This window comes from Streptomyces sp. NPDC002499, from assembly GCF_053595415.1.
The window spans coordinates 393,590-405,563 of sequence record NZ_JBSFXO010000010.1; the positions used below are offsets into that span (position 1 = coordinate 393,590).

The window sequence follows — 11,974 nt, forward strand, 5'->3', positions numbered from 1 at the left end:
CAAGGATAGGGCTCCCGCGTCCTTGTCCCTGTTGCTTCGCCTCCGTGGCTCGATGTGGAGGTTCAGTGAAGCGGTCCTGATAATCGCAGGCAGGTACGAATCGTGCATCGCTTTTGGCCGCTCACGCCCCGGGTGTTGTGCACTCGTTATGCCTGGACTGTGGCCGCGTCCCAGTCATCCCTTCCATCCCTTGTGTCCGGTCGGCGCGCAGACATGCTCATATGCTTCAGAATTCCCCTAAAATTGGGCATTCTTCACATGTGGTGACCTTGGACGTACGGCCTCAGCTGCTCGACGCACTCTCCGCCCTGCGCGACCGTGTCGCCGCCGCACGCTTCCCGCTGCCCCTGGCGGGGGCTCCACGCGCGCGTGCCAACCGCGACGAACTGCTCGCACAGCTCGACGACTATCTGGTGCCCCGGTTGCGAGAGCCCGAAGCGCCCTTGCTGGCCGTGGTGGGCGGTTCCACCGGCGCCGGCAAGTCGACCCTCGTCAACTCCCTTGTGGGCAGGCGGGTCAGCGAGGCGGGCGTCCTGCGGCCGACCACGCGCACACCGGTGCTGGTGTGCCACCCGGAGGACCATCACTGGTTCAGCGGGATGCGCGTGCTGCCCGACCTCACGCGCGTGTGGGTGCCCCACCAGGAGCCCGGGGACGACCTGCTGCTCCCGGGTGAGAACCCCGCGCGCGTGCTGCGCGTCGAGACCGCCGAGACCCTCCCGCGCGGCCTCGCCCTCCTCGACGCCCCCGACATCGACTCCCTGGTCGCCGACAACCGCGTCCTGGCCGCCGAACTCATCTGCTCCGCCGACATCTGGGTGATGGTGACCACGGCCGCCCGCTACGCCGACGCCGTCCCCTGGCATCTGCTGCGCACCGCGAAGGAGTACGACGCCGCCCTCGTGACGGTTTTGGACCGCGTGCCGCACCAGGTCGCCTCCGAGGTGTCCCGGCAGTACGCGGCGCTGCTCACCAAGGCCGGCCTCGGCGACGTACCCCGCTTCACCGTGCCCGAACTCCCCGAGTCGGCCTGGGGCGGCGGGCTGCTGCCGGCCACCGCCGTCGCCTCGCTGCGCAACTGGCTCATCCACCAGGTGCAGGACCCCGCCAACCGGCAGCACACCCTGGCCCGCACCGCGTACGGCGTCCTCGACTCGCTCAAGTCCCGGATGCCCGAACTGGCCAGCGCCGCCGCCGCGCAGTACGCGGCCGCCCTCCGGCTCACCTCCGCCGTCGACGCGGCCTACGACAGCGAGCACGCGCGCGTACGAGGGCGGTTGCAGGCGGGCGCCGTGCTCGCCGGTGACGCGCTGAAGCGCTGGCGCGCGTTCCCGGTCGACTGCTCCGCCGGCGAGCTCCTGGACGCCCTCATGGAGAGCCTGGCGGCCCTCCTGCTGTGCGCCGTCACCGCCGCGGACGAGCGCGTGGACGAGACCTGGCGGCGCGAACCCGCGGCGGGCGCCCCCGGACTCACCGACCGCGACCCCTCCCTGGAGAGCGCCGAGCACCGCATCGGGATGGCGGTACGGCGCTGGCGGCGCGAGTTGGAGGAGTACGCCGAGGAGGAGGTGCGCGACCTCGACCGCACCGTCGCCCCGGACCCCGAGGTGGTCGCCGTACTCGTCGCCACCGCGCTCCTGGGCGGGCGCCGGGCGCGTTCGGCCGGTGAGGGGCTCGCCGAGCGGATCGGCGCGCACGGGGCGCTGCGGCTGCGCGACCGGGGCGGGCGGCTGCTCACCGAGTACGTGGACCGCGTGCTCCACACGGAGCGCGAGCGCCGCCTCGCGCCCCTCGACGCACTCGACGTACACCCCGAACCCCAGGCCGAACTCATCGCCGCGCTGTCCGTACTGCAGAAGGAGAGGTGACCGGTGACCGCCATCACTGACCAGGACCACACGGATCACGCCGATCGGACGGAACACGCTGATCAGGCGGGGGAGACAGGGGCCGCGGACGGGCATCCGGAAAAGGGTCCCCTTGAAGAGGGCGTTTCCGAAAAAGGCCTCCCTGTAGGGGACGCATCCGAAAACGACTCCCCTGTAGAGGGCACTTCGGACGCACATCCCCTCGAAGAGGGCGACGAGGACCGCACGCGTGCGCGCGATGACGCCGACGCCGGCAGCGCACGTAAAGACGACGACACCCACAGTCGTACGGACTCCGTGGCCGCGGAAGCCACGAGTGTCTGGGACGACGGGCTGATCGCACGCCGCGTGGCCGAGGACGGCACCGTCGCGCCCGGGTACGTGCCGCCCGTGGTGGAGACCAGGGGGCCCAGCGCGCAGGCGATGGCCGCGCCGCTCGCCTACGACGGCCATCTGCGGTCGCGGCTCGACGCGTTGCGGGAGCTGGTGGGGCTCTCGCGGACCCGGCTCGACAGCCGGACCCTCGCCGAGGCCGGGCGGGTGCTGGACGAGGCGGCCGCGCGCCGCCGGCTGTCCGGGCAGCACACCGTCGTGGCCATCGCGGGAGCGACGGGCAGCGGCAAGTCGCAGCTGTTCAACGCGCTCGCCGGAGTGGCGATCTCGGAGACCGGTGTACGCCGGCCCACCACCGCGGCCCCCATCGCGTGCAGTTGGAGCGACGGGGCCGCGGGACTCATCGAGCGGCTCGGCATCCCGCCCCGGCTGCGGCGGCGGCCGTTGCAGAGCGCCGAGGCGGAGGCGCAGTTGCGCGGGCTCGTCCTCGTGGACCTGCCCGACCACGACTCGGCGGCCGTCCAGCACCGGGAGCAGGTGGACCGCGTCCTGGCGCTCGTCGACGCGGTCATCTGGGTCGTCGACCCCGAGAAGTACGCGGACGCCATGCTGCACGAGCGCTATCTGCGGCCCATGGCGGGCCACGCGGAGGTCATGTTCGTCGTCCTCAACCAGATCGACCGGCTGCCCGGCGAGGCCACCGAGCAGGTCCTGGACGACCTACGACGGCTCCTCGACGAGGACGGGATCGCGCTCGGCGAGTACGGCGAACCCGGCGCGACCGTGCTCGCGCTGTCCGCCCTCACCGGGGACGGCATCGGCGAACTGCGCGAGGCGCTCGGCCAGTTCGTGGCGGAGCGCGGCGCCCCGGCGCGCCGTATCTCGGCCGACCTGGACGCCGCCGCGACAGGGCTGCGGTCCGTCTACGCCACCCGACGGCGCACCGGGCTCAGCGAGGAGGCGCGCGACGAGTTCGCCGCGCGGCTCGCGGACGCCGTGGGCGCCACCGCGGCGGGCGAGGCCGCCGAGCGCGCGTGGCTGCGCAACGCCAACCGCGCGTGCGGGACGCCCTGGCTGCGGCTGTGGCGCTGGTACCAGGACCGGTACGAGACCCCCACGGGGCGGCTCCCGTTGCGCACGCAGGAGGACGAGGAGGCCACGGCCCGCCAGCGCGTCGAACAGGCGGTCCGCACGCTGGCCGACCGGGCCTCGGCCGGGCTGCCCGCGCCGTGGGCGCAGGCGGTGCGCGAGGCGGCCGTACGGGGCTCGCAGGGGTTGCCCGAGGCGCTCGACGAGCTGGCGGCGCGGGCCGGACTGCCACCTGGGCGCCCGCCCAGGCCGGGCTGGTGGCCCGGGGCCGTCCTGACCCAGGCCGCCATGACGATCCTTCAGGTCGTGGGCGGGCTCTGGCTGCTGGGCCAGATCATCGGCTTCATGGCACCGAACCTCGGCGTGCCGGTGCTGCTCATGGTGGCCGGGATCATCGGCGGGCCCCTCGTCGAGTGGAGCTGCCGAATGGCGGCACGGGGTCCCGCGCGGCGGTACGGCACGGACGCGGAACGGCGGTTGCGGGAAGCGGCCGCCGGGTGCGGGCGGGCCCGTGTGCTGGATCCGGTGGCGGCGGAGCTGCTGCGGTACCGGGAGGTACGGGAGCAGTTCGGGCGGGTCGCGGGGGTGGGGGCGGCGGCGGGGACGCGGTGACACCGGTGACCCGGTGACCCGGTGACCCGGTGGCGCGGTGACCCGGTGGCGCGGTGACCCGGTGGCGCGGTGACGAGCGAGGGCTGGTCGGGGTGGATCCGGCCGGCCAAGGGGGCCGGGTGAACGGAGTCATGACGGTGGATCACTCGTCCGGGTGACGGAGTTTTCCACAGGCGGAGGGCGGTCCACAGGGCTCAGCGGGCTCGGCCCGACGGAGGCAGTCTGGCGGTGCGGCGATCGCGACGGACGTGATCGCCGCGGCGGCGAAAGACACAGACGCAGCCGTACGGGACGGGCCCGTAGGCATGTCCGCCCGGCCTCCGCGGCCGGGTGAGGGAGGGGTTCGTGATGAACGAGACGATCATCTGTGCCGTGGGGAACGTGGCGACGCAGCCGGTGTACCGGGAGCTGGCGTCGGGACCGTCCGCGCGGTTCCGGCTCGCGGTGACCGCGCGCTATCTGGATCGCGAGAAAAACACGTGGACGGACGGGCACACCAACTTCTTCACGGTGTGGGCCAACCGGCAGCTCGCGACGAACGTGGCGGCGTCGCTCAGTGTGGGCGACCCCGTCATCGTGCAGGGCCGGCTGAAGGTGCGCACGGACGTGCGCGAGGGGCAGAGCTGGACCTCGGCGGACCTGGACGCGGTGGCCATCGGGCACGACCTCGCACGCGGTACGTCGGCCTTCCGGCGGGCGAACAAGCAGGAGCCGGGATCGGCCGCCGCGTCCGCGCAGCCGGAGCCCAACTGGGAGACACCGCCGGGCGGTTCGGAGGCGGACTTGTCCCCACAGGAGCCGGAACCTGTGGCGGTGACGTGATGGTGGACAGTGCCCCGAGCTGACCGGACTGCGGCTTATCGGCGAATGCGCCCGGTGCGGCCTGGTGCGGGCCGGTGGATTTGTCGATAAGCCCTGCTCGGACGCGGTCCTGGCGATAACGATTCCGAGTCGGATCGTTTGTCCGACGGTATGACCGGGAGGCGTGGTGTGCCGCGTCCCTAGGATGCCGGTGATATCTCTCGGGGCTTCTGATTCTGCTGGTGGGACCACACCCCCCACGTCAACGGGTCCTGCTCGAAGGGGAATTTGGTGCTTTCTTCGTTCTCTGTGCTGTCCGTGTGCAGGCGGGGCGCGGCCCGGCTGGCCGCCGCCACTCTTGTGTCCGGACTCGTCGCCGCGGGTGTGCTGGCCGCGGCCGGATCGGCGGCCGCCGAGGAGACGACGCAGGGTCAGGGCGGGGCGACCGCGACCATAGGCGCCCTGAAGACGTACGGCACGGCCGTGATCCACGACGCCGGCGGGGACCAGGAGGTCTCGGCAGGGCTGTTCGAGATGTCCGTGGACGGCGGCGGCACCCTGCAGACGTACTGCGTCGACATCCACAACCCCACGCAGCGGGACGCGAAGTACCACGAGACCGCCTGGAGCGGCACATCGCTGGCCGCCAACAAGGACGCCGGCAAGATCCGTTGGATCCTGCAGAACTCCTACCCGCAGGTCAACGACCTCGCGGCGCTCGCAGCCAGAGCGGGTGTCCAGGGCCTGACCGAGCAGGACGCGGCGGCCGGCACCCAGGTGGCCATCTGGCGTTACTCGGACGGGGCCGACGTCGACGCGGTCGACCCGCAGGCCGAGCGGCTCGCGGACTACCTGCAGAAGAGCGCGTCCGGTCTGAAGGAGCCCAAGGCCTCGCTCACCCTCGACCCGGCCGCCGTCTCCGGCCACCCCGGCGAGCTGCTCGGGCCGGTGACCGTGCACACGAACGCGGCCGGTGTGACGCTGACGCCGCCGGCGGACGCCGCCACCAGCGGGGTGCGGATCGTCGGCAAGGACGGCGAGCCGATCACGTCCGCGGTGGACGGCAGCCAGGTCTTCTTCGACGTGCCCGAAGACAGCGCCGCCGGCTCGGCGGAGCTGACCGTGCAGGCCTCGACGACGGTGCCGGTCGGCCGTGCCTTCGCCTCCGAGAGCCGGAGCCAGACGCAGATCCTGGCCGGCTCCAGCGAGTCGACGGTCTCGGCGACGGCGAGCGCGAGCTGGGCGAGCCAGGGAGCCATACCGGCACTGTCCGCGGTGAAGAACTGCGCCAAGGGAGGCCTGGACCTCACCGCGGCCAACCAGGGCGACGAGGCGTTCACGTTCGCGCTGCTGGGCGCCGAGTACAGCATCCCGGCGGGGGAGTCGCAGACGGTGACGGTCCCCTTGCAGGAGGACCAGACGTACGACTTCACGATCACCGGGCCGAACGGCTTCGCGCAACGCTTCACCGGGGTGCTCGACTGCAAGACGCAAGGCAGCGCGGGCGGCGAAGCGGTCCAGACCCTCAGCGAGCCGAGCCCGGCCACGGTGGGAGGCGTCGCGGACGACACCAACCTCGCCGCGACGGGCAGCTCCACGGTGACTCCGCTGATCGCGGGTGTCGCCATCGGGCTGGTCGTGATCGGCGGGGCGGTGCTGGTGCTGGTCCGCAAGAAGGAGATGTCCGCGGAGGGGTGACGGTCACGGCGGAGGTCGGCTCACGGCGGACAGCGACTCACCGCTGAGGGCAGTTCGCAGCGGACGGCGGCTCACGGCAGAGGGCAGTTCGCAGCGGAGGGCGGCTCACAGTCCGGAGCCGCCCGTCGCGTCGATCACCCGGCCGGTCACCCAGCGTGCGTCGTCGGAGGCGAGGAACGCCACGATGTCGGCCACGTCCTCCGGCCGGCCGACCCGGCCCAGTGCGGCCAGGGACGCCGCGTGGGCTTCGGCCTGCGGATTGCCGCGTAGCCAGCTCGCGTTGACGTCCGTGTCGATGATGCCGGGCGCCACCGAGTTGGCGGTGATGCCTCGGGGGCCCAGTTCCTTGGCGAGGTTGAGGGTGAAGGTGTCCAGCGCGCCCTTGGTGGCGCCGTAGGCGATGATCTCCGGCATGGCGAGGCGGGCCGCGCCGCTGGAGATGTTGATGATCCGCCCTCCGTCGCGCAGCCGCTCCAGCCCCTGCTGCACGATGAAGAACGGTGCGCGGACGTTCACGGCGAAGACCTCGTCGAAGGCGTCCTCGGTCAGGGATATCAGGGCGGAGCTGCGGCCGATGCCGGCGTTGTTGACGATGATGTCGATGCCCCCGCCGGGTGTGTAGGCCTCGACCTGGGCGTCGAAGGCGGTCCACAGGGAGGCCGCGTCACCGTGCCGTCCCAGCTCGGCGTGCAGGGTGAAGGCCTGGCCGCCGTCCTTGCGGATGCGTTCGACGACCTCGTCCGCCGCTGTCTCGTCGCGCGCGTAGGCGACGGCGACGGTGGCGCCGTCCCGCCCGAGGCGTTGCGCGATGGCCCGGCCGATGCCGCGGCTGCCGCCGGTGACCAGTGCGGTCTTTCCCTCAAGTGCGCGTGTGCCCGCAAGTGTGCGTGTGCCCATGGCTGTTGGCCACTCCCCGATTTCTTGAGTGATTGCTCAAAAAAGGTAGCACGCATTCTTGAGCGAGCGCTCTAAAATGGAGGGGTGACTGACACACACGCCAAGCGAGGGCGGCCGAGGGCGTTCGACCGTGCCACGGCCCTGACAGCGGCCACCCGTCTGTTCTGGGAACGCGGCTACGAGGCCACCTCCATCGGCGAGCTGACGGAGGCGATGGGCATCAGGCCCGGCAGCCTGTACGCGGCCTTCGGGGACAAGAAGTCGCTGTTCAAGGAGGTGGTGCACAGTTACGGGCGCTCACCCGTGGGCGCCTTCATGGGCGTCGCCCTCGAAGAGGAACCCACCGCCCGCGGCGCCTTCACCCGCATCCTGCGCGAGGCGGCGGTCATCTATCCCGACCCGGCCCACCCGGCCGGATGCCTGACGATCAGCGCGGCCACCAACGTCACCCCGCAGGACGCCGAGGTGGAGGCATTCCTACGAGACCTGCGCAACGGGAACCTGGGAGTCTTCGAGGCCCGACTGCGCAGGGCGCAAGCGGCCGGCGAGCTGTCCGACGCGGCCGACCCCCGCGCGCTGTCCGCGTACTTCGCCGCGGTCATCCAGGGCATGTCGCAACGCGCCCGCGACGGGGCCACGGCGACGGAGCTGACCGAAACCGCGGAACTGGCCCTGCTCGCGTGGCCCGCGGCAGGAAACTGATCTTGCCCGCTGCGAACGGCTTTCCGGGTGCGCAAGAGAAACCCCAGGTCACAGCCCCCCGACCAAACGGGTTAACACCCAAGGGTGGACCTCGGGCAAGATGGGGTGTATCTGCCCACTGCCAGATTTCAAGCTGCCGGACGGTTTCTCTTGGCTGAGTTCATTTACACCATGCGCAAGGCGCGCAAGGCGCACGGCGACAAGGTGATTCTCGACGACGTCACCCTGAGCTTCCTCCCTGGGGCGAAGATCGGCGTCGTCGGCCCGAACGGCGCCGGTAAGTCCACCGTCCTCAAGATCATGGCCGGGCTGGAGCAGCCGTCGAACGGTGACGCGTTCCTGTCTCCCGGTTACACCGTCGGCATCCTGCTTCAGGAGCCGCCGTTGAACGAGGAGAAGAACGTCCTGGAGAACGTCCAGGAGGGTGTCGCCGAGGTCAAGGGCAAGCTCGACCGGTTCAACGAGATCGCCGAGCTGATGGCGACCGACTACTCCGACGCGCTGCTCGACGAGATGGGCAAGCTCCAGGAGGAGCTGGACCACGCCAACGCCTGGGACCTCGACGCTCAGCTGGAGCAGGCCATGGACGCGCTGGGCTGCCCGCCCGGCGACTGGCCCGTGGCCAACCTCTCCGGTGGTGAGAAGCGCCGCGTCGCGCTCTGCAAGCTGCTGCTCGAGGCGCCTGACCTGCTGCTCCTCGACGAGCCCACCAACCACCTCGACGCCGAGTCGGTGAACTGGCTGGAGCAGCACCTCGCCAAGTACGCCGGCACCGTCGTGGCCGTGACCCACGACAGGTACTTCCTGGACAACGTGGCCGGCTGGATCTGCGAGGTCGACCGCGGCCGTCTGCACGGTTACGAGGGCAACTACTCCAAGTACCTGGAGACCAAGGCCACCCGCCTCAAGGTCGAGGGAGCCAAGGACGCCAAGCGGCAGAAGCGTCTGAAGGACGAGCTGGAGTGGGTGCGGTCCAACGCCAAGGGGCGTCAGGCCAAGTCCAAGGCGCGCCTGGCGCGTTACGAGGAGATGGCCGCCGAGGCCGACAAGATGCGGAAGCTGGACTTCGAGGAGATCCAGATCCCGCCGGGCCCGCGGCTCGGCAGCATCGTCGTCGAGGTCAACAACCTCGGCAAGGCCTTCGGTGACAAGGTCCTCATCGACAACCTCAGCTTCACGCTCCCGCGCAACGGCATCGTCGGGATCATCGGTCCCAACGGCGCCGGCAAGACCACTCTGTTCAAGATGATCCAGGGCCTGGAGGAGCCGGACTCCGGTTCGATCAAGGTCGGCGAGACCGTCAAGATCAGCTACGTCGACCAGAGCCGCGAGAACATCGACCCCAAGAAGACGCTGTGGGCCGTCGTCTCCGACGAGCTCGACTACATCAACGTCGGCCATGTGGAGATGCCCTCGCGGGCGTACGTCTCCGCGTTCGGTTTCAAGGGTCCCGACCAGCAGAAGCCCGCCGGCGTTCTCTCCGGCGGTGAGCGCAACCGCCTCAACCTCGCGCTCACCCTCAAGCTCGGCGGCAACCTGCTGCTCCTCGACGAGCCGACCAACGACCTCGACGTCGAGACCCTCGGCTCCCTGGAGAACGCGCTCCTCGAGTTCCCCGGCTGCGCCGTGGTCGTCTCCCACGACCGGTGGTTCCTGGACCGGGTGGCGACGCACATCCTCGCCTACGAGGGCGACTCCAAGTGGTTCTGGTTCGAGGGCAACTTCGATGCGTACGAGAAGAACAAGGTCGAGCGGCTCGGACCGGACGCCGCCCGGCCGCACCGCGCCACCTACAAGAAGCTGACCCGGGGCTGATCGATCTTGCGCCACATCTACCGCTGCCCACTGCGCTGGTCGGACATGGACGCCTACGGCCATGTCAACAACGCGGTCTTCGTCCGCTACCTGGAGGAAGCCCGTATCGACTTCCTGTTCCGCCCGGAAAAGGACTTCCAGCAGGGGTCGGTGGTGGCGCGCCACGAGATCGACTACAAGCGGCAGCTCGTCCACCGGCACCACCCGGTGGACGTCGAGCTGTGGATCACGCAGATCAAGGCCGCGTCCTTCACCATCACCTACGAGGTGAAGGACGACGACCTGGTCTACGTACGGGCCTCGACGGTGGTCGTGCCGTTCGACTTCGAGGCCCAGCGGCCGCGCCGACTCACCGCCGAGGAGCGGGAGTTCCTGCGGGAGTACACGGACGACGCGGCCGCTGCGGACCCTGAGCAGGGGGCCGTCGCCGCATGACGGTGCTGCACCTCGCCGACGAGGGGGAGGCGGCGGACCTCGCGGCCTTCCTCTCCCGGCTGCTCCACTACGACCGTGGAGCAGCGGTGCGCCTTCAGGCCGCCGGCACGGCGCTCGCCGTCTTCGGGCGACCGCCGTCCTTCGAGGTACTGGCCATCCGCGCGGTACGACTCGGCAAGCCCTACGAGAACGGTCTCGACGTCACCCTGGATGTGACCGTCTCCGCCGGTGAACTCCTGGAGTCCGTCGACGAGTCGGCCGCCACGGCCGGCGTGCCGGCTGCGGTGACCGGGCCGCCGTGGGCCGGAGTCCTTCCGCCGCGCGGCGGCTGGCGGCCGGTGCCGGGACTCCCCGAACCGGACGCGCTGCGCGCGCTGGTCGGTGCCGCGGTCGCCGAATTCCGGTCCCGCATGCAGGAGTTGGCGCCGGAGCTGCGTACCCGGGCCGAACTCGACCGGATCGGGCGGGAGATCTGGTCCCGGACGGTCGGTGACACCCGCCTTCCGGTACGGGTCCTGCACGCGGCCCAGTCCCTCGGCTTCCTGCGCGGACCCGCCGACGCCTCGGGGGAGTGGCGGCTCTTCTCCTCCGGCGCGTGGCTGCGGCTGCGTACCGCCTATGGGTCGATCGCCGTACGCACGGCGGGAGTCGGGGCGCTCGGCGTCAGCGTGCGCTGAGCCGCGCCCGGTATCTATCGGTCACTGTCGTCCGGCCATACGGCGATGTGGTCCGGTTCCAGTTCCAAGCCGACGCGGTCGCGCATGCCCAGGGCCTCGGTGTACTCGGCGGGGAGCTGGAGGCGGCCCGCGCGGTCGAGCATGGCGTACTCGCGGGCGACCACCGTCTCGTGGCCCGTGGTCTCGTCGACCTCGCTGCGGCGCAGGACCTCCGTGGAGGTGCGGCCGTCGCGGATGGCGACCGTGCGGCGGACCTCGCCGGCGACGGCCTGGTCGTGGGTGACGATGACGATCGTGGTGCCCAGGGCCTCGTTCGCCGTGCGGAAGGCGGCGAAGACCTGTTCCGCGGTGTGCGAGTCGAGTTCGCCGGTGGGTTCGTCGGCGAGCAGGACCGAGGGGTTGTTGGCGAGGGCCGCGCCGATCGCGACGCGCTGTTGCTGGCCGCCGGACATCTGGTGCGGGCGGCGGTCGCGGCACTCGGCGATGCCGAGCAACTCCAGGAGTTCCAGGGCGCGTTCGGTGTGGGCGCGACGGGAACGGCGGCCGTGGGAACCGGTCAGCTGCATCGGCAGGGCGACGTTCTGGGCGGCGGTGAGGTAGGGGAGCAGGTTGCGGGAGGTCTGCTGCCAGACGAAGCCGATGGTGTCGCGGCGGTAGGCGAGGCGGTCCTTGGCGGTCATGGTGAGCAGGTCGTGGCCGGCCACGCGGGCGGCGCCCGCGGTGGGGGTGTCCAGGCCGGCGAGGATGTTCATCAGCGTGGACTTGCCGCTGCCGGACGCGCCCACCAGCGCCATCAACTCGCCCTCGCGGACCAGGAGATCGAGACCCTGGAGGGCCTGCACCTCGATGCCGTCCGTGGTGAAGATGCGGACGAGCCGGTCGCAGGTGATCAGGGCGTCGTGGCCGTAGGCGGGGCGGTCGCGGTGCGCGGTGGCGCGCTGGGCCAGGTCGGCGAGGGTGGGGTTCGTCGTGGTCATCGGAGATCTCCTGGAACGGTGCCTCGTCGGTGCCGCAATTCGTGAGTCGTACGGGCCATCGGCCGTCCCG

10 protein-coding genes are annotated in these 11,974 nt (G+C 71.0%); 8 read left to right on the plus strand and 2 right to left on the minus strand.

Annotation, left to right across the window (positions count from 1 at the left end; genetic code table 11):
* Positions 1-260 precede the first annotated feature (260 nt).
* The 4 genes from ACWD5F_RS29405 (at position 261) to ACWD5F_RS29420 (ending at position 6,401) form a co-directional block, all read left to right on the plus strand.
* The gene (locus ACWD5F_RS29405) at positions 261-1,868 is read left to right on the plus strand and encodes a dynamin family protein (RefSeq protein WP_451258815.1); all 1,608 of its coding nucleotides are present in this window, start codon (positions 261-263) and stop codon (positions 1,866-1,868) included.
* Between the two features lie 3 nt (positions 1,869-1,871).
* Positions 1,872-3,902: a GTP-binding protein gene (locus tag ACWD5F_RS29410; protein ID WP_451258817.1), complete on the plus strand. Its 2,031-nt coding sequence runs from the start codon at positions 1,872-1,874 to the stop codon at positions 3,900-3,902.
* Positions 3,903-4,250: 348 nt separating this feature from the next.
* Complete coding sequence (locus ACWD5F_RS29415) at positions 4,251-4,724, plus strand: single-stranded DNA-binding protein (protein ID WP_401721274.1); 474 nt, start codon at positions 4,251-4,253, stop codon at positions 4,722-4,724.
* Between the two features lie 270 nt (positions 4,725-4,994).
* Positions 4,995-6,401 carry a Cys-Gln thioester bond-forming surface protein gene (locus ACWD5F_RS29420; RefSeq protein ID WP_451258819.1) on the plus strand — a complete coding sequence of 469 codons (1,407 nt, stop codon included), beginning with the start codon at positions 4,995-4,997 and terminating at the stop codon, positions 6,399-6,401.
* 105 nt (positions 6,402-6,506) lie between these two features.
* Here ACWD5F_RS29420 and ACWD5F_RS29425 read toward each other — a convergent pair whose 3' ends face one another.
* Positions 6,507-7,298, minus strand: a complete 792-nt coding sequence (locus ACWD5F_RS29425) for an SDR family oxidoreductase (RefSeq protein WP_451258821.1) — start codon at positions 7,296-7,298, stop codon at positions 6,507-6,509.
* A gap of 84 nt (positions 7,299-7,382) precedes the next feature.
* On the opposite strand from ACWD5F_RS29425, the gene ACWD5F_RS29430 reads away from it, so the two are divergent.
* The 4 genes from ACWD5F_RS29430 to ACWD5F_RS29445 all read left to right on the plus strand — a co-directional run bounded on the left by ACWD5F_RS29430 (position 7,383) and on the right by ACWD5F_RS29445 (position 10,927).
* Entirely contained in the window at positions 7,383-8,000 is a 618-nt protein-coding gene (locus ACWD5F_RS29430) for a TetR/AcrR family transcriptional regulator (RefSeq protein ID WP_451258823.1), read from the plus strand.
* 150 nt (positions 8,001-8,150) lie between these two features.
* A complete protein-coding gene (ettA, locus tag ACWD5F_RS29435) occupies positions 8,151-9,815 on the plus strand; it encodes an energy-dependent translational throttle protein EttA (protein ID WP_451258825.1) in 1,665 nt (554 codons plus the stop codon).
* A 6-nt stretch (positions 9,816-9,821) separates the two neighbouring features.
* On the plus strand, positions 9,822-10,250 hold the full coding sequence (locus ACWD5F_RS29440; RefSeq protein ID WP_401721262.1) for an acyl-CoA thioesterase: 429 nt from the start codon (positions 9,822-9,824) through the stop codon (positions 10,248-10,250).
* On the plus strand, positions 10,247-10,927 hold the full coding sequence (locus ACWD5F_RS29445) for a hypothetical protein (RefSeq protein WP_451258827.1): 681 nt from the start codon (positions 10,247-10,249) through the stop codon (positions 10,925-10,927). The genes ACWD5F_RS29440 and ACWD5F_RS29445 overlap by 4 nt, the downstream gene beginning before the upstream one ends.
* A gap of 14 nt (positions 10,928-10,941) precedes the next feature.
* Here the strand turns inward: ACWD5F_RS29445 and ACWD5F_RS29450 are convergent, their stop codons facing one another.
* Positions 10,942-11,904: an ABC transporter ATP-binding protein gene (locus ACWD5F_RS29450; RefSeq protein WP_451258829.1), complete on the minus strand. Its 963-nt coding sequence runs from the start codon at positions 11,902-11,904 to the stop codon at positions 10,942-10,944.
* Positions 11,905-11,974: the final 70 nt, after the last annotated feature.

What these genes read in the sequence shown, in the direction of transcription:
- ACWD5F_RS29415 (WP_401721274.1), top strand. Translation starts at nt 4,251, where the DNA reads ATGAACGAGACGATCATCTGTGCCGTGGGGAACGTGGCGACGCAGCCG.
- ACWD5F_RS29425 (WP_451258821.1), bottom strand. Translation starts at nt 7,298, where the DNA reads ATGGGCACACGCACACTTGCGGGCACACGCGCACTTGAGGGAAAGACC.
- ACWD5F_RS29445 (WP_451258827.1), top strand. Translation starts at nt 10,247, where the DNA reads ATGACGGTGCTGCACCTCGCCGACGAGGGGGAGGCGGCGGACCTCGCG.
- ACWD5F_RS29450 (WP_451258829.1), bottom strand. Translation starts at nt 11,904, where the DNA reads ATGACCACGACGAACCCCACCCTCGCCGACCTGGCCCAGCGCGCCACC.